Genomic DNA, 25,815 nt, shown 5'->3' with positions numbered 1-25,815 from the left:
GTAGCGGATGCCGAATACTTTCCGGGGACCCCGATACCACATCGGGTAATGCTACGGATTCTAATTAACGCAAATATCGTTTCGTATCTAGTTTTCAGGTGATCAAGCATCTGAACCGTTTGGTGGCGATGGCGGAAGGGTTCCACGCGTTCCCATACCGAACACGACCGTTAAGCCTTCCAGCGCCGATGGTACTTGGACCGAAGGGTCCCGGGAGAGTAGGACGTCGCCAAGCGGTACATATTCCCTGATAGCTCAGTTGGTAGAGCACTCGACTGTTAATCGAGTTGTCACAGGTTCGAGTCCTGTTCGGGGAGCCACTTGCTTCCATAGCTCAGTAGGTAGAGTGCATCCATGGTAAGGATGAGGTCACCGGTTCGATCCCGGTTGGAAGCTCCAGATTCGCTTTTGGTTTGGACATGCATCATGAAATTGTGGCCCGTTGGTCAAGGGGTTAAGACACCTCCCTTTCACGGAGGTAACAGGGGTTCGAATCCCCTACGGGTCACCACTATTTTATTGCATCAGGGGATGAGAATCCCATGAGTTTATACGGAGGCTTAGCTCAGCTGGGAGAGCATCTGCCTTACAAGCAGAGGGTCGGGGGTTCGATCCCCTCAGCCTCCACCATTTCATGCATGATTCTAACGAGAATCGGCAAGATAGAAGTAACTCAACGATTTTGGGGATTAGCCAAGCGGTAAGGCAACGGACTTTGACTCCGTCATGCATAGGTTCGAATCCTATATCCCCAGCCACTTTACTCCAAATAGTAAAGTTACGCTTTGAAGGTGATTCCGACTATTTTTCGGGTGGCCTGAAATGCGAGCCATTAGCTCAGTTGGTAGAGCACCTGACTTTTAATCAGGGTGTCGAAGGTTCGAGTCCTTCATGGCTCACCATTGTTTCATCTTGTGCGCGTGTGGCGGAATTGGCAGACGCACTAGACTTAGGATCTAGCGTCTTTGACGTGGGGGTTCAAGTCCCTCCACGCGCACCATTAATGCGGACGTGGCTCAGCGGTAGAGCATCGCCTTGCCAAGGCGAGGGTCGCGGGTTCGATTCCCGTCGTCCGCTCCATTTGCGCCCTTAGCTCAGCTGGATAGAGCGTTTGACTACGAATCAAAAGGTCGGGAGTTCGAATCTCTCAGGGCGTGCCATTTTTCAAAAAAGATTAATATCGGGATGTAGCTCAGCTTGGTAGAGCACCTGGTTTGGGACCAGGGGGTCGCATGTTCAAATCGTGTCATCCCGATTTGCTTAAGAATTGAGGCCCGGCAAAAGTAACCGGAATATGCTTTGAAGCATAACGTCACTTTTGTGGGTTGATATGCGGGTGTAGTTCAATGGTAGAACTCCAGCCTTCCAAGCTGGTAGCGTGGGTTCGATTCCCATCACCCGCTCCATACATAAGCAGGACATCACCGTGTGTGATGTTTTTTTTACATATTCATACGACTATCCTGCGAAGTGTTAATGCAATAAAGAATGCTGTCGTATCAACGGTTTATAGGACTAATGTCCATGGGCTATGGGTATAACATGACCATGAGTTTTGTCGATTTGGCTAATTTTTTCGCCTGAAAAATGCAGATTTTCATTCGCTTTTATTGTATGATGTTAGGAAGGCGTTACGTCCTATAGATAAACTGCTGAAACGGGTTGAGATGGGAGGAGTAGCATGACTGAACTTACAGTAACCGCAAAAAGCAATTCCAACAATCTGCTGCGGCGAGATGTACGGTTCCTTGGCAATATTCTTGGAGAAGTTCTTGTCCATCAAGGAGGCAATGAGCTTTTAGATATAGTTGAGAAAATTCGCGAAACGAGTAAATCGTTGCGATCCGTATTCCTGCCAGAATTGTTTGCAGATTTCAAAAGGATCATCAGCACGCTGGAACCCGACATTCGCCATCAGGTGATTCGCGCGTTTGCCATTTACTTTCAATTGGTTAACATCGCCGAACAGAATCATCGCATACGGCGTAAACGCGATTACGAGCGTTCCGCCGGGGAAAGTGTTCAACCAGGTTCCATCGAAAGTGCAGTCCAGGATTTGAAAGAGCGCAATATTACGTTTGAAGAAGTTCAAGAAATTCTCGAAAGTCTATCCCTTGAGCTGGTGATGACCGCTCATCCAACAGAAGCGATGCGTCGGGCTATTCTGGATATCCATAAACGGATAGCGGACGATGTGATGCAGCTGGACAATCCGACACTGACATTCCGCGAACGGGAGCAGCTTCGGGAGAAACTACTGAATGAAGTGATTACGCTATGGCAAACCGATGAGCTTCGTGACCGTAAACCTACTGTTCTGGATGAAGTCAGAAACGGTATGTATTATTTTCACGAAACCCTGTTTCACATTCTGCCAGAGGTTTATCAAGAACTGGAGCGCTGCCTAACTAAATATTATCCGGGTCACCATTGGCACGTTCCAACCTATTTGCGTTTCGGTTCGTGGATCGGTGGCGATCGGGACGGAAATCCTTCAGTGACGGCGGACGTAACATGGAGAACGCTTGAAATGCAGCGGAAGCTGGCGATTCGTGAATACCAACGGATTTTGCGTGAATTCATGAAATACCTGAGCTTCAGCTCGTCAATCGTTAACGTTTCGGATGAATTGCTTCAATCCATTGAAAAAGACCGCGAGCATGTAACACTGAAGAAGATGGAAATTTGGCACAATGAGAAAGAGCCTTATCGTGTAAAACTGGTATATATGCTGGCTAAAATGAGTCACATTCTGGATGAGAACATGACAGGCAGCGAGCGTTATCAGACCCCTGAGGAATTCATCGAGGATTTGAATATCATTGATCGAAGCCTGCGTTTCCATTTTGCTGACTACGTTGCAGACACCTATATTCAAAAGCTGATTCGCCAGGCGGAGTTGTTTGGTTTCCATACGGCGACGCTGGATATCAGACAGCATAGCCAAGAGCATGAGAATGCCATGGCCGAAATTCTGCGGAAAATGAACGTGACGCAGGACTATGCCCAATTGAGCGAGGACGAGAAGATCGAGCTGCTCAATAACTTGCTTAACGATCCGCGTCCATTGACTACGCCTTATCAAGAGTATAGCGACAGTACCGAGGAATGCCTCGAAGTATACCGTACCGTTTTCCGCGCGCAGCAGGAATTCGGAGTAAAATGCATCTCCAGTTATTTGATCAGTATGGCCGAGGGCGCAAGCGACATTCTGGAAGTGATGGTATTTGCCAAAGAAGTCGGTCTGTTCCGGAAGGATAACGACGGTTCCGTAATCGCTACGCTGCAGGCTGCGCCATTATTCGAGACGATTGACGATCTTCATGCCGCGCCGGATATCATGCGCAAGCTCTTCAGCCTGCCGATCTACCGTGAAGCGGTGAGTGCCATGAACGAACTGCAGGAGATCATGCTGGGTTACTCTGACAGCAACAAGGACGGCGGAGCCATTACGGCGAACTGGGAGCTCCAGGTAGCACTCAAAGAGATTACGGCCGTAGCCAATGAATACGGCATCAAGGTAAAATACTTCCATGGACGCGGCGGATCGCTTGGACGCGGCGGTATGCCTCTGAACCGCAGCATTTTGGCTCAGCCGGCATCGACCATTGCAGGCGGGATCAAAATCACGGAGCAGGGAGAGGTTATATCGTCCCGTTACTCCTTGAAGGGCATTGCCTACCGGAGTTTGGATCAGGCGACCTCAGCATTGATTACGGCTTCCCTGAATGCCCGTTACCCTGAAAAAGAATCGACCGAAAAAGAGTGGGAAGTGATTTCCTCCAGCATTTCGGCCGTTTCTCAGAAAAAATATCAGGATCTGATATTCCGCGATCCGGATTTCCTTACTTTCTTCAAGGAATCCACGCCGCTTCCTGAGGTGGGCGAGCTGAATATTGGTTCCCGACCTTCCAAGCGCAAGAACAGCGACCGTTTCGAGGACCTGAGAGCCATTCCTTGGGTGTTTGCATGGACGCAGAGCCGTTACCTGCTTCCGGCATGGTACGCGGCTGGTACGGGCTTACAGAGCTTCTACCAAGGCAAGGAAGAGAATATGAAGGTGCTTCAACAGATGTACACGAGCTATCCGTTCTTTACGTCCCTGATCGATACCCTTCAGATGGCACTTGCCAAGGCAGATCTAATCATCGCCAAGGAGTATTCGTTGATGACGAAGGATGATCAAGCCCGCGAGCGCATCTTCGGTTTGATTCAGGAAGAATTCAAATTGACGAAAGAGCTGGTTCTTAAGATTACAGGACAACAGGATATTCTGGATAACCAGCCGGTTCTGCAGGAATCGATAAGACTGCGCAACCCTTACGTGGATCCGCTCAGCTATCTGCAGGTTCAACTGCTTAACGAGCTGCGTGAACTAAGGGAGCAGGAGCAGGATGATCCGGATCTGCTTCGGGAAGTACTGCTGACCATCAACGGCATTGCCGCAGGGCTTCGCAATACAGGCTGATCCTTGCAGAAGCCAAAGCTGTTTGAAAGGGATAGTATAAGGCGAGGTTCCCTAGAGGGACCTCGTTTTTTTCATCTAGGCGCAGCTTGCGTCCTAATGATTAAAGTATCGGCTTCAGGTGAATTGTCTTTGATACACGAATGGGATTCTTTTTGAATTATTGTTGATTTTTAGAAACAGTTGAATTACGATTTGAATGATGCGTTTTTAGACGTTACCCATCAGACCATTCTGGGGGAATTATGGTGGACAATTTGGATGTAAGACTGGCAAAGCTGGCCCGAAAAGGGGACCAAAGGGCATTTGCCGAAATCGTAGAGCTTTATAAAGACAAGATTTTTCATTTGGCTTACCGGATGCTGAGCAACCGCCATGAGGCCGAGGATGTCGTCCAAGAGACTTTTTTGCGTGTTTACAAGAACCTTGACCGATATGACGAGAACCAGAAGTTCTCAACTTGGATATACCGAATTGGCACGAATCTAAGCATTGATCGGCTGCGCAAACGCAAGCCTTCTTTCTCGTTGGACGCCGACCTGAACGAAAGCGAAGGTATGGACGGCTACTCCCTGATCCCAAGCGATAACCGTACGCCTGAGAGCGAAATGCTGCTATCGGAAACGCAGCGCATTATCCATCAGGCCATTGACGGACTTCCTGCCAAGTACAAGACCATTATGATCTTAAGGTACATCCAGGATTTATCCCTGCAAGAGATCAGCGAGATTTTGGACCTGCCTGTAACAACGATCAAAACGCGTGTACATCGTGGACGCGAATTTTTGCGAAAAAAATTAGAGTACAAATTGTGAGAAAAAAACGCCTATCGCCGTTCTTTGAGGAAGAGAGACCGCGTTTAAGGGCGCTTTTTTTCTTGCGGAAATCAGAAAGTCAGTGCCCGTAATTTTTTTCTGATTTTCTTTTAAAAAAGTTGAAACATCCCCGATTCCGGCACGTATGAACAATAAGCAAGTCTTATGCCCCTAGGGGGATAGACCCAGCAAAGAGATTGAATGAAAGGATTGGCTCACAAATGGATTGCAAATTAGCCGTCTCTTTGATGCACGATTATCTGGATAATGACTTGTCCGACCCGCAGCAGCTAGAATTGCAGAAGCATTTGCTGGATTGTGCTGACTGTCGGAATTACTTCGAGAAGCTGGAGCATACCGATATGCTTCTTTTTTCCTTAACTCATCATGCGACCAAGCCATCCGATGATTTAACGGAACGTATAATGGGCATGCTGCCGCAGCCCAAGAAACAAAAAGCTTGGGTCAAATGGGTTAAGAATCATCCTGCGCTCACGGCTGCAGCTTTGTTTTTGGTCGTCATGCTCTTTAGCACGATCAGTTTCTGGAGTCAGGACACTCAGCTGGTTGTAAAGAGCGATGAATTCGAAAAGCTGGTGATTGAAGGGGATACGGTCATTATTCCACCGGATCAGATCATCACGGGAGATATTACGGTCGAGAACGGAAAGACTAAGGTTTACGGTCAGGTTAATGGCAATGTGACCGTTATCGACGGAGAATTATTTCAGGCTTCCACCGCGCATATAGCGGGTCAAGTGAAGGATATAGATAGAGCCATGGATTGGATATGGTATAAGATCTCCACTCTGTTTACAGATGCCGCTTACCGCTAGGTGAAAACCGCAATTACGAAGCAAAGGCGCCTCTTTTCAGTGAAAAGACGGCGCTTCTTTTGTTGATTTTACGCGGATTTGCATGGAAAGCGGAGGGAGTCCGCTTGCATCGGAAAGATTAACGTTATAACCTAGAGAGTGTAGAGTACATACTACATATATAGTCTCATGCGTTATTAAAGAGGATGTTCAAGAATCTCCGCGTGATTAGAAGGATGATGGAAAGCAGGCCCGGTTTCAAACCAGGGCGTTCATCTTCGAAGGAACCGGATTTTTTGGGCCCGCACTTAAAGGAAATGACGGGGGTTGCTGTATGGTGGAGTATTTCACAGATATGACCTGGGGTGAATCCATTAAAGATATCATCGATATCCTTATCGTTACTTATATAATATACCAAATGATTCTGCTCGTCCGCGGCACGCGGGCGGTCCAACTGCTCAAAGGGATTTTGGTGCTGGTGGTCATCTGGGCGCTAAGCACCTGGTTTGATCTGTATACGCTCAAGTGGCTGATGAACCAGATCTTTACCTTTGGGGTGCTGGCGATCTTTATTATCTTCCAGCCTGAGCTCAGACGCGGTCTGGAACAGCTCGGCCGAGGCAAGCTGTTCGGGCGGACCGCGGATATTGACGAGGAAACGAATAAGTTAATCAGCGAAACCATTAAGGCCGTTAATTATTTGTCGCGGCGCAAAATCGGGGCGCTGATCGTGTTTGAGCGGACGACAGGCCTAAATGAATACGTAGAATCGGGAATTCCGATGGGATCGGTGATCAGCTCGGAATTATTCATCAACATTTTTATACCGAATACGCCTCTCCATGACGGAGCCGTCATTATTCAGAACGGCCAAATCGCGGCCGCTGGCTGTTATTTACCGCTATCGGAGAATCCTTTCATCAGTAAGGAACTGGGGACGCGGCACCGTGCCGCTATCGGAATCAGTGAAGTGGGGGATGCGATTTCGGTTGTCGTATCCGAGGAGACTGGGCAAGTATCGCTGGCCTTAAATGGACAAGTGGTTCGGGATATTAAGGAAGAGTCTCTGATATCGAAATTGTATGAGGAGCTCAGACCTGCCGCGTCCATCAAGGAGAAACGCACGTTCTTCTGGAAACGGAAGGGGGACGGCAGCAATGGATAAATGGATCAAGAACAACACGGCAAGCAAACTCATTGCACTCGCTGTCAGCATTCTGTTATGGGCAATGGTTCATATGGACAGCGGAACGCCCGCACCGCCCACGACCTTTTATGATACCAAGATCATTGAAGGCGTTAAGATTCAAACCTATGGATTTGATGACGGCGAATATGTGCTTACCGGCATTGATCAAGATCGGGTGAATCTCGAGGTGCGGGGGAAGAAATCCAATATTTCGCTTTTGACCGACGAATATAAAGTAAAACTCGATCTGAGCAACGTCAAAGAACCGGGTACGCACACACTTCCCCTGACCTACTCCATCCCAAGCGGCGTGGAGATGGTATCGATGGAACCATCCGTTGTTACGGTGACCGTAGAGCCGAGAGTGTCGAAATCCGTGACGGTAAGTATTGGAACGAAGGGCGAGCCTGCTAAAGATTACCGGGCCGGAACGCCCGTGCTGATTGACCCAAGGCAAGTCACGGTTACCCTGCCGGAATCGTCGATGGCAAATTTAGGGCAGGTCAAAGGTAACGTGGAGCTTGATGGAGCCAAAGAGAAGATTACGGAGAAACGAGTCAAGCTAACAGCATATGATAAAGAAGGCGCCGAAATGGAGGATGCGGTCATTGAGCCTGCTACAGTAGCGGCTGAAGTACCGATTGAGCCTGCATTTGTCACGCTGCCGCTGGAGCTTCAATATACCGGGAGGCTGCCGGAAGGGTTCGTCTTATCCAAGGTAGAACAGAAGGTCAAAGAAGTGAAGCTGTTCGGCAGCAAAGAGGCACTGGCAGGAGCTGAGACCTATATCGAAGCCGCCATCAATCTGGGAGAAGTTAGAAATTCGGGAACAACAGTGCTTACGGCCGACTTGACGCCGCCTGAAGGTTTTGAGAAAATCGAGCCGAGCTCTGTAACGGTTGAAGTTACGGCTGTATCGCATGGAGAACGGGTGATTACCGGCATTCCGATCACGTTAAATGGAGTCGCCTCCGGTCTGGACGCCGTCATTACGGATCCAAAGACGAAGACGATCTCCCTGACGCTCACCGGTGCGCCTGACTTGCTTAATAGTCTGGAGCCGACGGATATTGGAGCTGAAGCGAACGCGACCGGCTTGAAAGCCGGCGTCCATGAAATTCCGCTGCAGATTACGCTGCCTAATTTCATCAACCGCACGGATCAGGATCGCCCTGTGATTAAGATAGAGCTCAAGGATAATTCGAAACCCGTGACAACGAACCCGGGTACTTCGAACAACGAGGGAACCGACAAAGACAAGCCTGATGTACCGGGAACCGGAACTGGCACTGGAACCGGAACAGAGACAGGCAATGATCATGGGGAGGATCCGGAGACGCCTCCCGCGAATGAGGGCACGGATAACTCCGGGTCAGGAGAAAACCCATCACATCCGCCGGGAGACGGATCAAGCGATGGAACAACGGGCACAGAAACATCCACTGATGGATAATATCGAAGAGTAGATAAAGGAGTATATAAAACATGGGGAAATATTTTGGTACAGATGGAGTAAGAGGGGTTGCGAATCAAGAATTAACGGCGGAAATGGCTTACAGCATCGGCCGCTGCGGCGGCTATGTGCTTACGGGCGATAAAGAGAAGCCAACCGTCATCATCGGGATGGATACCCGGGTATCCGGCGCTATGCTGGAGTCGGCTCTGGTTGCAGGCCTGCTGTCCATTGGCGCACACGTCATTCGCCTTGGTGTCGTAAGTACGCCGGCGGTGGCTTATATTACAAGACTTTTGAAGGCTGATGCGGGCGTTATGATCTCGGCTTCGCATAACCCGGTGCAGGATAACGGCATCAAGTTCTTTGGTGGCGACGGCTTCAAGCTGTCAGATGAAACCGAGCTCAAGATTGAAGAGCTGATGGATGCGGAAACCGACAATCTGCCGCGACCGATCGGGGCTGATCTAGGTGAATTGCTGGTAGATAACGATTCTAAGTATAAATACCTGGAATATTTGAAAACGACGATCAGCAACCGATTCGACGGCATGAAAATCGTGCTGGACTGTGCAAACGGGGCTGCATATGAGCTCGCTCCGAAGCTGTTCCGTGAATTGGGTGCGGATGTGATCACCATCGGCGCTGAGCCGAATGGCCTGAATATCAATGATCACTGCGGATCGACTCACCCGGAGAAACTCGTTGAGGCTGTACTCCAGCATGGCGCTGACCTCGGACTGGCTTTTGACGGAGATGCGGATCGCCTTATTGCCATCGATGCAAAAGGCGAGGAAGTGGACGGCGATTTCATCCTGTGCATTTGCGGGGACGCCATGAACCGTGCCGGCAAGCTGAAGGAAGGTACGATCGTTTCGACCGTGATGAGCAACATCGGTTTCTATAAAGCATGCGACAGCCTGAAGCTGAAGACGGCAAAAACGGCAGTCGGCGACCGCTACGTCATGGAAGAAATGCGCCGCGGCGGATACAACCTGGGTGGCGAGCAGTCGGGACATGTCATTTTCCTGGACCACAACACCACAGGAGACGGCATTCTGACCGGGATTCAATTGGTGGATACGCTGGTAGCCTCCGGCAAGCCGCTGCATGAGCTGAAGAGCAGCATGCGCAAGTATCCGCAAGTACTCGTTAATGTCCGAGTTGGCGATAAGAGCAAGTACCAAGGCAATACCGTTATCGAGTCTGCGATTGCTGAGGTTGAAGGCATTCTGGGGGATAACGGTCGTGTCCTGGTGCGCCCATCGGGAACGGAATCCCTCATTCGCGTCATGGCGGAAGGCCCGGACAAAGATGAGCTTGACCGTTATGTAACGCAGATTGCAGACGTGGTGAAGCGGGAATTGGCGTAAGACTAAGGGTGTATTTTTCAAGGAAAGCAGACTAATTTCTGTCAGGGCCAGTGAACTATGAAGTTTCGGTTCACTGGCCTGCTGTTTTCCGGAATGCCGGTCGAATGAAAGCGCAACACCCCCTGTCCTGCCTGCAAAGGGGTGCTTGTTCGGCATCGCTTGAGAAAGTAGGTCATTCGGTGTCATTGATGGGGTTCATCCTAGGTAGGGCTTGGCATTGTCAAGAACCAGCCGAGTTGCCAAAGTGATAGGGCATGAATATAATAAAGGATGTCATTCAAGAATAGAAAGCGAGGATCGTGAGGTTACTTCAAGCTTCATAAGCGCCAGAGCTTGTACCTGCGCGGGGATTGGTTATTGTCATGCTAAGGATAACCAAACGGCAGAACGCAAGTTGACGAGGTAGAGGTGTTCGGATTATTCGGCGGGGACCTCTCGGTTATGCATCAACCGTAAGCGGATAACGGAAAAGGAATGGGCGACCGTTCTTACAACGTATTCGCAGATGCTTATTCATCACTTGTATACAAAACATGAATGTGCGATCTAGAACAGGGCAGCGCGGTGGAAGAAGAGTGCATTCATGTCTGTTCAACTAAACAGCCTAACGAATTGCTGAGTTTCTTGAACGTTGATAATTGAATAGATCATTCTTCTTTCCTGATGCCGCACAGATGCTGCCGTGTTCTATTTCCGCCTAACTATTATAGGGAAATCGAACGGAGGAATCATACGATGTGTGGTATTGTCGGATATATTGGAAATCAGAAAACGCAAGCGGTGTTGATCGAGGGATTGAGAAAGCTTGAGTATCGTGGATACGATTCAGCTGGGATTGCCGTCTTTACGAATGAAGGCCTGCGCGTTGCGAAGGCACAAGGACGTCTTGCCAATCTGGAGGAGCGACTGGAATCTGCACCACTGGTAGGGACTGCAGGTATCGGTCATACCCGCTGGGCAACCCATGGCCGTCCATCGGACGTGAATTCGCATCCGCATACGGACGAAAGCCAGAAGTTCTCCGTTGTTCATAACGGGATCGTTGAGAACTATCTGGAGCTGAAGGAAGAGCTGATCAGTCAAGGACACCAGTTTGCTTCGGAGACCGATACGGAAGTTATTTCCCATCTCATTGCCCGCGAATATGACGGGGATATCGTTAAGGCTGTGCAGAAGGCGATCTCTTACATGAGAGGCGCATTTGCCCTTGGCGTATTGACCGAGTATGAGCCGGATCGATTGGTAGCTGTACGTCAAGCAAGCCCGCTTATAATTGGTCTTGGCGAAGGAGAGAACTTCATCGGTTCTGATATTCCGGCTATTTTGAAATATACGCGTAACGTCTATATTCTCAACGATGGAGAGATGGCTCTGCTGACGGCAGATGCTGTCGAATTAATGACCATTGAGGGGAACTTTATTTCTCGGGAAATGATTCGTGTCGACTGGGATGCCGTTACAGCGGAAAAAGGCGGATTCGATCACTTCATGCTGAAGGAGATCCACGAGCAGCCAAAAGCATACCGGGATACGATGCTGGGCCGTGTGGATGAGAGCGGACGTAAAGTCGTCCTGCCGGAGTTGAAGCTGACACAGGAACAGATCAAGAACATTCGCAATGTTCAGATCGTCGCCTGCGGTACGGCTTACCATGCCGGGCTTGTGGGACGCAGCGTGATCGAAGAGATGGTGCGCATTCCGGTCGAAAATGATGTGGCGTCCGAGTACCGTTACCGTTCGCCGATCGTTACGCCGGAGACCCTTGTCATCGTAGTAAGCCAATCCGGCGAGACGGCTGATACCTTGGCTGCGCTTCGTGAAGCGCAAAGCCATGGCGCTCATGTCCTGGCCATCACGAACGTGGTAGGCAGCTCGATTGCCCGTGAAGCCAACGATGTGCTTGGCACCCTGGCTGGTCCGGAGATTGCCGTAGCTTCCACGAAGGCTTACACCTCGCAGTTGATCGCGTTCTATCTGTTTGGTCTGTATCTGGCACAAGTGCGCGGTACGATGACGGAAGACGCCGTTGCTGAAGTGATTGCAGCAATGGAAGCACTGCCTGAACAGGTAGAGTCCATGCTGACCAACGCGGAATCGATCAAGGGGTATGCCGAGCAGATTGCTGAGCATGAGAACCTGTTCTTCATCGGCCGCGGCCAAGACTACGCCGTGGCTCAGGAAGGCTCCCTCAAGCTGAAGGAGATCTCTTACATTCACTCCGAGGCTTATGCTGCCGGCGAACTGAAGCACGGTACGCTTGCCCTGATTGAAGAGGGAATTCCGGTCATTGCCTTGGCAACCCAAGAAACCGTACTTGAAAAAACGGTAAGCAATATCAAGGAAGTGAAGGCCCGCGGCGCGGAAGTGATGGCCATTACGCATGAAGAGCATGTGGCCGGCCTGCTGAAATCCGTGGATCAAGCCTTCGCCATTCCGAAGACCTTGCCGATCTTGACGGCAGCTTTGTCTGTCGTACCGCTGCAGCTGCTTGCCTACTACGCATCGCTTGCCCGTGGCAACGACGTGGATAAGCCGCGCAACCTGGCGAAGAGCGTAACGGTGGAGTAAGGCAGGAGCGGGCAATTAAGATCTGCTCTAGTTGTTCTGTTAATGAAATTTAGGATTCATATCGCATGAATTTATTAATGAAAAGGCTTCGCCCCTGGTGATTAGGGGCGAAGCCTTTTGTCATGTTTAGAAGGATTCAAGATATTAAAGTGATTAAAGATTCAATAACTTACTCGATCGATTCCACCTGAATGACTGGCATCTTCGTGATCTGACCGGATGCGGCGCTTTCGCTGCTTCCGCTATGGTCTTGTTGAACATCATCCGGATTGATCTCCTCGGAAGTGACGGGATCGCTTGGATTCTCAGTTTCATCCAGAAGATCTCCGTCAACTTGTCCGGTCTCCGGCTCGGCAGGGTCCGGAGACGCAGGTGGTTGGCTGCTTACCGGGATCTCCAGCTGCTGATACTCGCCATTGAACGTTCCGATTAGCGTTGCGCTCCCCGCAGGGAAATCCAAGTCTCCCCTTAAGACGATATAGTACCCATTACGTTCGGCAATGACTTCGCCATAGCCGCCTTGCGGGATATGGACAGAGAAGCGTACTTTCTCATTCGGATAACCCTCGATATTAGCGATATCGATGTCGGTATATTGAACCTGATACCCAGTGAATCCGTATTGGTCTCCTTGACGCTCAAAGATGGCGATCTCGTCCGGACTGACTCCTTCCAGATTCGTGACCAGCAAAGATTTGTCCGGCAGCACCTGGTAGCCTTCGGCCGTAAATTGGAACAGCGGCGTCAGATTGGAATCTCTGGCTTCATAGGCTGAATAGAATACCAAGTCAGTTCCCGCAGAGCCCTCCACAAGGATGACCGGATTCTTCTCGGTGCTAAGCGATTCCTCGACTGAAACCTCATGGATCGCGACATCGGACGGGTAATCGTGGTTTTGGAATAATTGCACCGTTTCATCGGCATCCAAGACCGCTAAGTAGATGATGCTCCCCTCGTCGACCCCTATGGCATAGGCCAATCCTCCGAAACGATTGCCGCCTCCGCTGACGTAGCTGAAGCTGCCTTTCAGACCGGCCATGTGGAACAAACGAATCGGATCGTGGATCGTCCAGGCCAATTCGGCAGCTTGCAGTTTACCGCTCATATCCTGGTACCCCGACAAGGCCACATAGAGCGCGACCGCTTCCTCGTAGTTCTGGCTTTGTACCATCCCATCGGCCGCTGCGACCCAGCGGTTGATCTCATTCTGAATATACGCCATGATCTCCGCGTTCTTCCGCTCGTTCCGTTCCAGGTACTGTCTGTAGCCTGAGGCGTGAGCTGCAAAAACGGCCGGTTGTTCCCGCTGCACATCCCTTTGCAGCATGGCATACACAAGTTCATCGGCCTTTCGGTTCAACCAGGCAGCCGATATCGACCGGCTGGCATACTCGGAACCCATGGATTGCGACCAATTCAACAGGTCGGCATACTGCCCTGCCCCTGCCAGACGGGTCAAAACCATCTCGTCGTATCGCTGGAACAGGCGGAGCAGCTTCTCATCCTTCTGTTTCTCGCTGCCGTAGAAGGAATCCGGAATGCGAAGCAGATTCCATTTAAAGCTGTTATCCTCGTACTGCTGCTCATCAAGCAGCTCGTCGGCCCTGCGCGTAAACAAATCGATGAATTGCAGGAATGTCCGTTTCACATCATCGGGTATGCCATAGAACGCCGCAATTTCGTTGTAATACGAGGCGTGTGATCCCAGTTGTTCCGAGAATTTCTTCTCCGCCTCAAGCAATTCGGCATATACGTTCATGAAGCCGGAGAAATCGCCGGCCTCCCCGACCTGGCTCAATCGATGATCAAGAGAGGAGAGACTTTCCTCAATGGACGTAATGGGCGCAAGCTCTTGCAGCCTTGAAGCAAGCAGATCTTCTTTATATAGAAGGGAACGGTTATTCCGGGCCTTCTGATACCTCTCTTCCGCCTGAACGAGCTTTTTCTGGGCATACAACGACTCGGCTTGCGCCATCGTCTCGATTTTTTGATAGATGTGAATTCCCTTATACCCGATCAGCAGCAGAAGGACGATACATAAAAAAAGATACAAATTTCGCAGGGTTAGCGTGTTTTTTATCGTCATAACGGTATAGCCCCTCTAATCCCATTTTTGAAAATCAGGGTCCGAGCGGTAATGTTCATTATAAATCGCCGATACCCGATCCCGAAGGCCGTTCCACGACAAGCCGGGATTGCGGCGCACGATCTGATACAAGCGGAGGAAGCGATACCTTGGCAATCCATCCGCATAGCGGCTAATGAAATCAGGAAATGTATCGATATATTTTTTCTTCCGTACCGCTGCTCCGGCAGCGTCGATCATAATCTGCCTGCCATGCTCCATCCGTAAAATGTCAGCTTCATGATCGAGCAGGTACCGAATGGCTTTACTGTTGATCAGCTCGCGTTTAATTTTGGCGATTTCCCCGATATAGGCGGCCAGGTCCGGATCAAACTCATCCAGAAGCAGGGGCTCGAGCTCAAGATCCATATCCTTGCGGAGGCTGAAGCTTTGCAGAAGGACGATCTGCTGCAGGCGGATCCGGTCATTCCGGACCAAGGAAGCAATTTCCCTGACGATCTCAAAGCCTAGCTGAGCATCTTCCTTGATGGCGGCGGAGGCCGTCGCTTTGTTCAGATCGAGGCCTTCCAGAATCTGTTCTCGATGACTTCTTATAAGCTTGTCCAGAGCGTGCAGGGTTTCGGAATGCAGCATTCGCCGCTGGATGAGCCATAACCATACAAGCAGGATCAGCATGCAGGCAAAAGCTATCGCGATCTGCAAGAAGGTCTGACCGAGAAGCACGGCGGAGAGCCCTATAATGTAGAAAAGAAGCCGGTCGCTCTGCATGGAACGTTTGGCCATGCCCCCTGCAAATTCCATAACGGGGACCAGGGACTGGCGTTTGCAGTAAGCGCAGCTGTCTTCCCAAAGAATCGTGAAATTGTGGCAATGTTTGCAAACCCTTAACTTTTGGTAGACATATCTCGTTTTAGAATAGGGGCGAAGTTGTACCGGCTTTTTCTTATCCATGCTGTTCCCTCTTGGAGTTGGCCGCTTCAAGCAAAGTTTGCTGCAGCTGCTCCGGCGTCGGGGCGTTCTTCTTACGCTTGGAATAGGCCGTGATCTTGATGATGACAAAAAGAAACAAAATCCCGAGACATCCGTATGTAATCATATGTCGGTTCCTTTCGGTATCGAAATTGGTTCAAAAATGGCGGGTGAGCCTTGTGTCCTAAGTCCGGGTGGCACGACTGATAATGTTGAACTTTGGCAGGTATAATTATATCATATGGACATAGTGCTGGGATATTTTAGTGACTGGCATGGTATTTTCTATATAAACACAGTAGGAATATGGATATTCCGATGATTATTTTAAGCTTCCTTTCATGTGATTTTAAGACTTTTTGCCTACAGTTAGACTAGTCTCTGACGAACGAACCGAGACATCCGCCGATGCTCGACTAAATGGATGAAGGAGTAAATCTATGCAACGTAAAAATAAATGGCTGCTCTCTCTGATGGCAGCGGTGCTGCTGATCATGACCTGGAGCGGAGGAGCCTTGCCTAAGGCAGCGGCTGCCTCCCAAGGCTCCAACATCGATGCCGTACTGGTGATGGATGCCAGCAATTCGATGAAAAATAGCGATCCGGAGCGGATTAGCGGCGAAGCGATGAAGATGTTCATCGACATGCTGGCGACAACCGGCGACAAGGTCGGCATCGTTTCCTATACCGACCGGATTCAGCGGGAGAAAGCCTTGCTTGAAATTCAGTCGGAGGCGGACAAAACCGCACTAAAGGAATTTATCGATCAGTTGGATCGCGGACCGTACACCGATATGTCCGTCGGTCTCGATGAAGCCGTAAAGGTGCTGAAGCAGGGGATGGACCCGGCCCATGCGCCGATGATCGTTGTTTTGGCCGACGGTAACAATGATCTGGACCCGAACACGGGCAGGACGAGCAAGGAAGCGTCAGAGCAGCTGGCCCAAGCCGTCAAGGAGGCCAAGGGAAGCGGTATTCCGATTTATACGATCGGACTCAATGCCGACGGGAAGCTGAACAAAGAAACGTTGGCTGAGCTGGCCAACCAAACGGGGGGCAAATCCTTTACGACCAGTTCGGCGGATGACCTTCCGCAAATATTAAGCGAGATTTTTGCCAGCCACCAGCAGCTCAAGATCGTTCCGGTACAGTCGATTACCGGCAACGGAAGCTATCAGGAGGTTACGGTCCGCGTGCCGAATGCCAACGTATTGGAAGCGAACATTTCCATTATGTCCTCCAGCCCCGTGGACGTGAAGCTGGTTGATCCCGCTGGTGCTGAGCAGAGCATCCCTTCGGCTAGTGTGCTGCGCTCCACGTCCAATTCCTATTCGCTGCTCAAGCTGCTGAAGCCGCAGCAAGGCGACTGGAAGCTGCAGGTGAAGGGCGTATCGAAGGACAAAATCGACATCAACCTCGTGTTCAACTACGACCTGGAGCTGGCTATGGATCCTCCGCCATCTTCCAAGGTAAAGGCAGGGGATACGATTGACATTAACGCGTACCTCGTCAGCAATGGACAGAAGCTGCAGGATCAAGAACAGTACGGCAATATGACGGCCAAGCTGCTGATCAAGGACCTGGACACCGGGGACGAGTCGGAGGTCGAACTAGAGAACAAAGAAGGCAGCTTTGTAGGGGATTACAAGATTCCGCAGAAGCATGACTACGAGCTGAGGGTGCGTGCGGAGGAGCAGAGCTTCTACCGTGAAAGCCCGCCTGTCAAGATTAGCGCGAAAACGGCAGCCTCCGGCTCCGGTAATGGCGGGAAGGAGATGACCGCGGGCGAGGATGCGAAACCTTTTCCATTATGGCCCGTAATCATTGGCATTGCGGCGCTGCTCATTGTTGGAGCGGCAGCTTATTTCATTCTCGGCGCGATAAAGAAAGCGAACAAGGGCTTTGTCGGCCAAATCGTGATTGAGATCAGGGATGAGAACACCGGGGAGAAGACGTCCCCTCAATACAAGAAGCTGACTTCCTTCAAAGGGAAGTTTAATCTGCATCAGCTTCTGCAGCTTGCTCCGGAGCTCAAGGAAACGGAGAAAATCCTGTTCATGCCGGGCAAGAACGACCGCATTATACTTAAGAACCTTTCTTCAGCCGTCATCGAGAAGTCCGGACGGGCTCTGGATGCAACGAACGGGACGGAGCTGAAGAACGGAGACCGGCTGAGAGTTTCCCTTCAGCAGGCGGACAAAACGATATTATTTGAATATTTGGCTTAAAGTGCGAGTTCAAAAAGTCGAATTGACCTCGATGGGTATTCTTATCAAAAGCGGACTTTTTGAACAACCTCTTAAAGCCATGACCTATCAGGAGGGGAAGTTATGAAACCGGTAGTTAGAGAACATATACAACAGCTTGACGTTTCACTCGGAGGCGGCATTGTCAGCGAGAAAATACGGGTGGATACCATCGACAATCCGATCCTCATCATCGGACTTGGAGGGACGGGGATCGATGCGCTGCTGCGCTTGAAATATCAGATTAACCGCCGTTTCAAGCTGCCGGAGGATCCATTGTCCAAGAAAAGAATGGACAAGCCGGATAACGTGGAGTTTCTGGCTTTTGAGACCAACGAACAGGATAAGAATAAGCGATACAAGGGGATCGGACTGGATCCGATCAATGAATTCGTGCTTCTCTCCAATGCCGAGATCGGAGGCCTTCTCCAGAACCGCAGCATCCTGGAGCCTTACATTACGGATTGGCTGTCGCCCGAGCTGAGCATTACCGACGGCATGAACGGGGCCGCAGGCGTACGCCAGGCGGGCCGCTTGCTCTTGTTCACGAAGATTACCCAAGTGGTGCAGGCGATCGACAAGAAGATCAAAACGCTGTCGGTTGGCACGAACAAAAAGCTGATGGTCTTCCTGCTGACGGGGCTGTCCGGCGGTACGGGCAGCGGCTGCTTCTTGGACATCGCCTATATCGTCCGCGGCATTATCGAACGCGACCACGGCTCGGCAGGCATTGACCGCGTGAATACGCTCGGCTATCTGTTTACGCCGGATATCAATCTGGCGAACAAAAGCTTGAGCGAGCATACCCGCGAGTACATCAAGAAGAACGGTTACGCCGCGCTCAAAGAGCTGGACTACTGGATGAATGTGGATGCCAGAGGCGAACGGTTCAAGCAGCAGTACGGCAACATTCTGAACGTGAACTCTCCACTGCCTCCATTTAATCTATGTCATCTGATATCCGCTACGAATACGGAAGGCAAGCTGCTGGAGAATGCCTACGATTACTGCATGAACGTTACCGCAGAGAACATCACGAACTTCATGGCCAGCGAGGAAAAACAGTCCGGCGAAGAGTTTGCGATCCATGACTATATCAGCAACATCCGCACCAATATTGCGCAGATGAACAAGGCGTATCCTGCCAATTACGACTACAACATCATCGGCGCATCTTCGGCCGTGCTGCCTATTGAAGAGATGACGACGTATCTGGCATACCGCGTCTTCGGCAAAATGCAAACGATGTTCGAGAAAGCGCCGAGCCAGGAGGACGTCGAGAAATTTGCGAGCAAGCTGGGCATCGATCTGGATTCGATGACCAAGAACTTCGAATCCCGCGTTCCGGAGCCGCTGCCCGGATATCAGAACAGCGAGCGGCTCAGCTATGCGAACGTGGTGAAGAACCAGGTCATAAATATGGATACGGAGCTGGAACAGAATTTTCTGGCCAGAGCCCGCGAGGAATACATCAAAGCGAAGAAGCAGCTTCCGGGCGAGATCGTGGCTCAGTTCAGCGATCAAATCCGCCGGATGTTCCTGCATCCGCAGCAAGGACCGTTTTACGTATCGCGGTTGATCTATACGGAGAAGGGCTTTAGCCTGCTGAAGATGCTGCTCTCCTATATCGAAGCGCTGCGGGAGAATCTGACCCGCATACCGCGGGACATCGAGTCGGCCAGAGAACAGGCGATCGATCGTCTGGGCGATGCAAAGAGCGCTTTTGTCTCGAAGGATAAGAAGAAAAACATCTATATTGAAGCCAAAATCAACGAATATTGGCTGGAAGCGGATGTGGAACGCACCGAGCAGATGATTGAATTCTATGAGGATTTGTACGATCTGCTGAACCAGGAAAATAACCGGATTTATAGCGTATATACGGAGATTCTGAATGCGCTGAATTCGATTTTCGCCAAGAACGGCGACATTCTCGTAAACGGGGAAGAACAGCAGGATCATAAAGGGAACAAGACGTATTACTGGAACCTGGTGAGCGTTCCCGACATTTCCGACGTCATCAACAAAATCATGGATCAGAAGGATGTGGACGATCTCATCCGCGATTTCGCTCAGGAGCTGCTGAGTCATGCCAATCGTTGGACCCGGGAGCAGGAGATCGATGTCGTTCGTTCCATTTCGGAGTTTCTTACCGATAAATTCGGCGATCTGATCACCCGTTCGATGGAGGATTTCCTGGTCATGAAATTCGGGCAGGAGGATTCCATCGAAAAATTTGTCGAGCGCAACATCGCCAGCAAGCTGGATGACGAAGCTGTCCCGGTCTTCCATCTGAGCAACAGCGCAGGCAATCTGTACTTCCCTTCCTGGGGCTTCGTGTCCGTGCCTGTACAGGCTCCAAGTATTCTGAAAGGGATTCGCAATTATCAGAATAATTCGGTCGGGAAGTCTCACTTCACCGTGAAGGAGAGCGAAGTGAAGAACCGGATCTTCTGGCTGAATACGAAGAACGGTGTGCCGTTGTTCGTTTATACTCCGCTTAAGGTTTATGAGGAGAGCTACGAACGCACGATCATGGACAAGGAAGGCGTTGGGCGTCACTTGGTACAGACAGATCGCAACAATTGGACGTATCTGCCATCGCCGATTCCTGAAAAATCCTGGGGGGATACCTACGTCAATCCGCGGGTTCAGGACTACAATGCCCGGGTCCGTGCCGAATTTAACCAGGCGCTTGAGTTTAAGGTCGTTATCCAGAAGGACGTTGACCAGAATACGAGCAGCCGCTACGCGGTTGTGTTTACGAAGCCGTTTGACCTGAATGAGCTGCTTCGCGCTTATGATCTGCAGCTCGATAGTCCCAAGCCTAACCTTGGCGAAGTCAAACGGGCATGGACCGAGCTGAAGCGATTGATGAACGAAGGGCTGGAGCGGGTTGGCTCCAAGGATATTTTCAATAGCATCAACGAGGATATGGCCAAGGAAAATCTGATCCGTTCGCCGGAAATGATCCGCATCGTGCGGGAAGAGCTGAAGAAATATGCCGCCATCGCGGCCAAAATCACGGAATTCGAGCTCTTGATCAGCGATAATCAGAATGAAGAGAAATGGCTTGATCAATTCATTGAGGCGTTGTACACCGGGACGATCACCAAGAAGGGTGCGCTCTTCGTTTATGATCGCGATCCGGAGGAGGATTCCTGGGAGCCGTTTGCCAACCTGCTGAAAAGCGTGAACGACGTGGAGTATGAAGTCTACAAGCACTTCCGTCAGCTGGACGAGAAAAGCCGTAGCACGCTGCTTCGCAAATCCTCCCGCCGCGATCAGGAGCTGACCGCTTCCGAGGATATTACGCCGCTGCTCACGAAGCTGGGAGAATTGTCCGAACGGTTCCTGGAAACGCGCGACCGGCTCGAATACGAGAAGGTGGAGCTTGCGGACGGTGAAGAGCGATACCAGTTCTACAGACAGGTATCCTCGAAATTAAATGACATCCGAAGAAGGTTGAAATAGACGATGAGGGAGATTCTTCGCCAGTATGCTGCCGGCTATGCCAAGTCGGAAGAGCAGCTTACCTTGATGGAGGATGATCAGAGCAGCATCCACTATCCGGAGGTATACTTGTTCATTGGTGACAAGACAGCGTCTGCCATCGAACCGATCATGGAAATTCAGGACCGCAAATGGGATAACAGCGCCAGCGTCGTTTATTTTCATGTAGGAACGGACCGAAGTGAAGGACCGGAGCCCCAAGGCCCCGGACTCTCCGGCCGGCTTCACCGGTACCATCTGCAGCTGCCGGTGTCGGACGCAGCATCCAAATCGATGCGCAAGGAGCTGTACCAGAGCTTCTATCAGGACCCGCATCATCTATCCGGGTTGAATCAAGCGATTCGGAAGTTAAGCCACCATATTTCAGACTTTGGACGCAGCTATGCTTCGTTTGACCGGGTTCATCTGTCTGTCATTACACGGGTCGATGACCCGTTTAATGTATTTATCCCGGAAATTTCATTGCTGGCTGAATCCATCTTCCAGCAGTCGTTCAAGTCGGTGCAGATGGATTTGTACGCGCTCATTAATGAAAGGGAGCAGATTGAATCCTACGGCTATGCAAGCTCCGTAGGCGTTGCGTTCCTACGGGAATTGGAGCTGATGCAGAGCAGGGAGTACACCTTCTCCGCGCCGCTGCAGGTAACCGAGGACGGGCTGACGATTCCTGTCGTCCACCCGGCATCCGCATTATTTGATCTCGTCTATGTGCTGTCCGATAAGAATGAACGAGGCATCTCGGGTTACGCCGGCATGCAGGATATCTACGATATCATCTGCCACCTGGGCCTGCTGAAGAACCGGAAGCAGAAGGATGAAACCTATGACGGCATCCGAGGCATTTACAACAATACGTCATTCAAAAGCAATATCATGACCGAATCCGGCCGCCAAGGCTTTGTCTCCGCCGGCTTTGCCAGGGTGAAGAGGCCCAATGAGCCGATTGCCCTAACGGTCCTTTACCATCTGTGCCGCGGACTGCTGGGTCGCATGAAGGACAGGCCAGAGCCGGAGATTCATGAATGCCTGGCCTATTTCGGTCTCGACCCGGAGGCCGTAACGGCAAGAGCGAACCGGATGCTGCCGGACCCCGAGCATCTGGACGGTCTCAAGGGCATGATGTCGCATCCCGTCAGTTATGCCGAGCTGAAGCGAATGAATATTCGCGAGGCGGAAGAGGCGCTCTTCGGAGATGGCTGCCGGAAGTTTTTTCAAGGAAATTACGAGCTGGCGGCCCGAAAGAGACTGAGCGATATGAGCACCGCAGAAGAATTGCACGATGCGCTGCGCCGAACTTTGGCAACTCATTCGCAAATCGGGTGTTATCAAATTGCCGCGTGGACGAGCGATAAGGCCGGAGAGGGGATTTTGATTGAAGCGGTTCGGTCCCGGATTCGGGATCTCGGCAGCTTGCTTAAGACCGAGCAGGACGGATTAAACCGATATTATGAGGAAAGCGTTGAAAGCCAGCCGTTTAAGAAGCTTCCTTTTCGGGATAAACAGAATGTGCGCCATTTCATTCGGTATTTCGTGGGCGAGGTCTATCGACGCAAGTATGAGCTGCTGCAGCTGGAAACGGAGCTTGAGCTCTACAGGCTCTATGAGACGGAGCTTGAACGTATTCACCGTCAGTACAAGCAGCAGGCAGGCATGCTGGATCAGCTGGAGGCGGAGTTGATGGAGGCGGCCCGTTCCAGCATCCGTGCCGCAGACGATTATATCGGCCAGAACCTGATGGAGTATTACGGCCTCGTGACGGAGGAATTGATGCTGGAGCTGGAGAGCAAGCGCGGCGAAGGCGTGTTCTTCGAGGAACGGTATGTCGGCAATCTCTCCATCGTTATGCATGAAGGGATCGAACCGATCCTCTCGAACATGATCCGGGTCTGTCTGAGGGATCTATTGACGGCAGAGCCGTTCGTGCAGACCTTCGAGGAAGAACTGCTGCGGCGGGCGAACGTCACCATCGACTACGATAACAAGCAGGTGCTGGCCAAGGAAGACCTGTTTAAGGTGTTATACCGGATGCTGGAGGAGAACTCCGTTACGTTGGTCAGGCTGCTTGATTATACGCAGGAGCATCGATACGAGGAGAAATATTTCTTTGGCGATGCCGACAGCGAATTCGTCCGTTACGCGATCCATGTCGATGAAGCTTTACGGGTGTACAAGCTGGGCATCGTGCACGAGAAGCGCACAAGCGGGGTCGAGAAGCTGAACCTGATGGGAGGTTTCCATCTGGAGGATCTGATGTATTACCGGAATGGCAGAACCTACTACGAGACCTATAAGGCAAACGGTTATGAATTTCATGGCATGGAACCGGCGCAGCTTCCCGAGCTGCGTTAGCGTTCTTCGATTCTGATACAGAGAGTAGGCGTGTATTGTGCAACGAAAATTAAACCCTCTCCTGCTGCTGCTTAGCCTGGTCGGTGGGGGACTCGGATTTGCCATTGGGGAGTTTTTGCTTCGCCAGTGGGGGACAGGGCTTCCTGTTATCGTGGTTACGGGGATTTATTTCGGGATTCTGGCCTTATGCATCGGCTTGGCCTGTTTAATCGCAGAACTGATCTCCCCCCGTTTGAGCGGAAGCTCATGGAGACAGCGGTACACGGGCACATCATGGAAGCTGCTGATTCCATCCACGTTGGTGGCCCTGTTCCTGCTAGGCATGCTGTTTGAATGGGTGTACCAGTTGAACCCAGGCAGCGCCAAGCCCGTGAAGGATATCGTGCTGGTCATTGACAATTCGGGCAGCATGAATGAGACGGACCCGAATCAGGACCGGTACACGGCAGCCAAAAATCTGATCAACCGCATGGATCGGGATAACCGCGTATCCGTGATAATGTTTGATCATGCAACAACGTTGCTGCAGCCGTTCACGCGCGTGAATAACCAAGAAACCAAGGATGAGATCATCGCGGAAATCGACGGTTTGGCAACGACCGATGGCGGTACGGACATCAGCCTTGCGTTGGAGGATACCATGTCGCATATCCAGGAAAGCCGGGATGCCGGCCGAAGCGCCATGGTCATCATGCTGTCGGACGGATTCAGCGAAACCGACCATGATCGTGTGCTTGCGGAGTACAAGCAGCAGCAAATCGCGGTAAATACGATTGGCCTCAGCCTGGTCAACCCGGACGGTGCCCAGCTGCTTCAGACGATTGCGGCGGAAACGGGCGGACAATATTACGACGTTCAGCATGCGGAGGATTTGTCATTCGTTTTCCAGAAAATCTATGACGACGTCGGAGACCGTTCGCTGTTGACGAAACGTACGGGCGCTATGGAAGACAGCGTGTATCATCAGTTCGGAAGAATAACTGCGATGCTGCTAATCGGCGCCGCCATGGGCCTGGCCCTCGGCACGGTGTTTGACAATCGCCATCTTGCGCTGAGCTTCAGCATCGGCGGCGCGGTATCGGGCGTACTGGCAGGCATGGTTCTGGAATACGGCCTCTCCGGCGAGGAAATCGGGGATGCCTCCGTTCGTCTGATCGCCTGCCTATTGCTTGCGGGGATCATCGCCTTGTTCACGCTGGTGATACCGGTTAAGGAGAGCAGTAAGATCATCTCCAACGTGCAGCGGCCGGGCCGAACGGGAAGAGGGCAGCAGCCAAATGATTCAACAAGCCGAGGATTTTAAAGCAGGGGGCGTTCGAGATGCGGTTTAAACATGCGGAGCCCGGAGAATGGGTCATTCAGGGATTAAGCTATCAACTGGACGATGGTTACTGTACGCTCCGCTGGAGCTGGCCGCCGGGTCTTCAAGCGGTATACATCCACCGTGCGATGGACGACGGATTCGGCCCGCCTGCAGGCGATTCGCAGCCAGGCGGGATGCGTCTATACACCCGTGACGAGTATAAGGCGAATAACGGGTACCGCGACCGGCTGGACGGGATCGGTCAGATCACGTACACGGTCTACGCCTTGTCTTCCGAAGACGGAGAGATGGCGTTAATCAGGCAGGAGGATGAAGCGAACCGCATTCGGTTCAGTACCGGCAAAGCCAAACTGGTCTACTCCATTCGCGAAAAGAGCCGCTGGCTGCAGCCCTATAAGACGATCGAAATCCAGGTGACGGCGGAGGCGCCGGTACCGAAGGAAGCTTTGTGTTACGTGAAGAAGCAGGGCGCTTATCCGGTCAACAAGGAAGACGGCATCTTGTACCCGTTCGTGACGGATTTTGCTGCCGGACGCAACGAATTGCCTGCGATCGAGGTAGGCAAGAACGATTACGTTCGCCTGTTTTTTACGGACGGCAAGAAATACGGACAACGATATGAGCTGGTGCACAGATAGATAGAGACC

The 25,815-nt window shown here is 51.3% G+C and carries 15 protein-coding genes, 11 tRNA genes and 1 rRNA gene; 24 read left to right on the top strand and 3 right to left on the bottom strand.

Annotation, left to right across the window (positions count from 1 at the left end; translation table 11 throughout):
- The first annotated feature begins 118 nt into the window (after window positions 1-118).
- The 19 genes from rrf (at window position 119) to glmS (ending at window position 12,681) form a co-directional block, all read left to right on the top strand.
- Window positions 119-235, top strand: a 5S ribosomal RNA gene (rrf, locus tag HMPREF9412_RS01850).
- Window positions 236-244: 9 nt separating this feature from the next.
- Window positions 245-320, top strand: a tRNA-Asn gene (locus HMPREF9412_RS01845).
- Window positions 321-323: 3 nt separating this feature from the next.
- Window positions 324-399, top strand: a tRNA-Thr gene (locus tag HMPREF9412_RS01840).
- A 37-nt stretch (window positions 400-436) separates the two neighbouring features.
- Window positions 437-511 (top strand) — tRNA-Glu (locus HMPREF9412_RS01835).
- Window positions 512-554: 43 nt separating this feature from the next.
- Window positions 555-630, top strand: a tRNA-Val gene (locus HMPREF9412_RS01830).
- A 53-nt stretch (window positions 631-683) separates the two neighbouring features.
- A tRNA-Gln gene (locus tag HMPREF9412_RS01825) sits at window positions 684-758 on the top strand.
- A gap of 68 nt (window positions 759-826) precedes the next feature.
- Window positions 827-902: transfer RNA gene (locus HMPREF9412_RS01820), tRNA-Lys, on the top strand.
- A 14-nt stretch (window positions 903-916) separates the two neighbouring features.
- Window positions 917-1,000 (top strand) — tRNA-Leu (locus HMPREF9412_RS01815).
- A gap of 5 nt (window positions 1,001-1,005) precedes the next feature.
- Window positions 1,006-1,080, top strand: a tRNA-Gly gene (locus HMPREF9412_RS01810).
- Between the two features lie 3 nt (window positions 1,081-1,083).
- A tRNA-Arg gene (locus HMPREF9412_RS01805) sits at window positions 1,084-1,160 on the top strand.
- Between the two features lie 21 nt (window positions 1,161-1,181).
- Window positions 1,182-1,255 (top strand) — tRNA-Pro (locus HMPREF9412_RS01800).
- Between the two features lie 77 nt (window positions 1,256-1,332).
- Window positions 1,333-1,406 (top strand) — tRNA-Gly (locus HMPREF9412_RS01795).
- Window positions 1,407-1,681: 275 nt separating this feature from the next.
- Window positions 1,682-4,468 carry a phosphoenolpyruvate carboxylase gene (gene ppc, locus HMPREF9412_RS01790; protein WP_009589542.1) on the top strand — a complete coding sequence of 929 codons (2,787 nt, stop codon included), beginning with the start codon at window positions 1,682-1,684 and terminating at the stop codon, window positions 4,466-4,468.
- A 242-nt stretch (window positions 4,469-4,710) separates the two neighbouring features.
- Window positions 4,711-5,280 (top strand): RNA polymerase sigma factor SigW, encoded by a 570-nt coding sequence (gene sigW / locus HMPREF9412_RS01785; protein WP_009589526.1) that lies wholly within the window; start codon window positions 4,711-4,713, stop codon window positions 5,278-5,280.
- A 221-nt stretch (window positions 5,281-5,501) separates the two neighbouring features.
- The gene (locus HMPREF9412_RS01780; protein ID WP_009589556.1) at window positions 5,502-6,116 is read left to right on the top strand and encodes a zf-HC2 domain-containing protein; all 615 of its coding nucleotides are present in this window, start codon (window positions 5,502-5,504) and stop codon (window positions 6,114-6,116) included.
- A gap of 313 nt (window positions 6,117-6,429) precedes the next feature.
- A complete protein-coding gene (gene cdaA / locus HMPREF9412_RS01775; protein ID WP_015737608.1) occupies window positions 6,430-7,263 on the top strand; it encodes a diadenylate cyclase CdaA in 834 nt (277 codons plus the stop codon).
- Window positions 7,256-8,740 (top strand): CdaR family protein, encoded by a 1,485-nt coding sequence (locus HMPREF9412_RS01770; protein WP_009589541.1) that lies wholly within the window; start codon window positions 7,256-7,258, stop codon window positions 8,738-8,740. The genes cdaA and HMPREF9412_RS01770 overlap by 8 nt, the downstream gene beginning before the upstream one ends.
- Before the next feature lie 32 nt (window positions 8,741-8,772).
- Entirely contained in the window at window positions 8,773-10,113 is a 1,341-nt protein-coding gene (gene glmM, locus HMPREF9412_RS01765) for a phosphoglucosamine mutase (RefSeq protein ID WP_009589545.1), read from the top strand.
- A 735-nt stretch (window positions 10,114-10,848) separates the two neighbouring features.
- The gene (gene glmS / locus HMPREF9412_RS01760) at window positions 10,849-12,681 is read left to right on the top strand and encodes a glutamine--fructose-6-phosphate transaminase (isomerizing) (RefSeq protein ID WP_009589530.1); all 1,833 of its coding nucleotides are present in this window, start codon (window positions 10,849-10,851) and stop codon (window positions 12,679-12,681) included.
- A 169-nt stretch (window positions 12,682-12,850) separates the two neighbouring features.
- On the opposite strand, the gene HMPREF9412_RS01755 is transcribed toward glmS, so the two are convergent.
- The 3 genes from HMPREF9412_RS01755 to HMPREF9412_RS32745 all read right to left on the bottom strand — a co-directional run bounded on the left by HMPREF9412_RS01755 (window position 12,851) and on the right by HMPREF9412_RS32745 (window position 15,863).
- Complete coding sequence (locus tag HMPREF9412_RS01755; RefSeq protein WP_009589529.1) at window positions 12,851-14,767, bottom strand: hypothetical protein; 1,917 nt, start codon at window positions 14,765-14,767, stop codon at window positions 12,851-12,853.
- Window positions 14,768-14,782: 15 nt separating this feature from the next.
- The gene (locus HMPREF9412_RS01750) at window positions 14,783-15,550 is read right to left on the bottom strand and encodes a hypothetical protein (RefSeq protein WP_254663982.1); all 768 of its coding nucleotides are present in this window, start codon (window positions 15,548-15,550) and stop codon (window positions 14,783-14,785) included.
- A 160-nt stretch (window positions 15,551-15,710) separates the two neighbouring features.
- Entirely contained in the window at window positions 15,711-15,863 is a 153-nt protein-coding gene (locus HMPREF9412_RS32745; RefSeq protein ID WP_009589533.1) for a hypothetical protein, read from the bottom strand.
- A 313-nt stretch (window positions 15,864-16,176) separates the two neighbouring features.
- Here HMPREF9412_RS32745 and HMPREF9412_RS01745 point away from each other — a divergent pair, with 313 nt between their 5' ends.
- From HMPREF9412_RS01745 to HMPREF9412_RS01725, 5 genes are all read left to right on the top strand, one after another.
- Window positions 16,177-17,964: a vWA domain-containing protein gene (locus tag HMPREF9412_RS01745; protein ID WP_009589518.1), complete on the top strand. Its 1,788-nt coding sequence runs from the start codon at window positions 16,177-16,179 to the stop codon at window positions 17,962-17,964.
- Between the two features lie 102 nt (window positions 17,965-18,066).
- Window positions 18,067-21,456 carry a tubulin-like doman-containing protein gene (locus HMPREF9412_RS01740; RefSeq protein ID WP_009589559.1) on the top strand — a complete coding sequence of 1,130 codons (3,390 nt, stop codon included), beginning with the start codon at window positions 18,067-18,069 and terminating at the stop codon, window positions 21,454-21,456.
- Window positions 21,457-21,459: 3 nt separating this feature from the next.
- Entirely contained in the window at window positions 21,460-23,844 is a 2,385-nt protein-coding gene (locus HMPREF9412_RS01735; protein ID WP_009589524.1) for a hypothetical protein, read from the top strand.
- A 37-nt stretch (window positions 23,845-23,881) separates the two neighbouring features.
- On the top strand, window positions 23,882-25,147 hold the full coding sequence (locus tag HMPREF9412_RS01730; protein WP_009589562.1) for a vWA domain-containing protein: 1,266 nt from the start codon (window positions 23,882-23,884) through the stop codon (window positions 25,145-25,147).
- A gap of 17 nt (window positions 25,148-25,164) precedes the next feature.
- Window positions 25,165-25,806: a hypothetical protein gene (locus HMPREF9412_RS01725; RefSeq protein WP_009589520.1), complete on the top strand. Its 642-nt coding sequence runs from the start codon at window positions 25,165-25,167 to the stop codon at window positions 25,804-25,806.
- The last annotated feature ends 9 nt before the right edge of the window (window positions 25,807-25,815 follow it).

It is taken from the genome of Paenibacillus sp. HGF5 (assembly GCF_000204455.1).
Taxonomy (GTDB): domain Bacteria; phylum Bacillota; class Bacilli; order Paenibacillales; family Paenibacillaceae; genus Paenibacillus_AQ; species Paenibacillus_AQ lautus_A.
The sequence above is the reverse complement of the archived record's forward strand: the minus strand, read 5'-3'. Positions and strand labels throughout refer to the sequence as shown.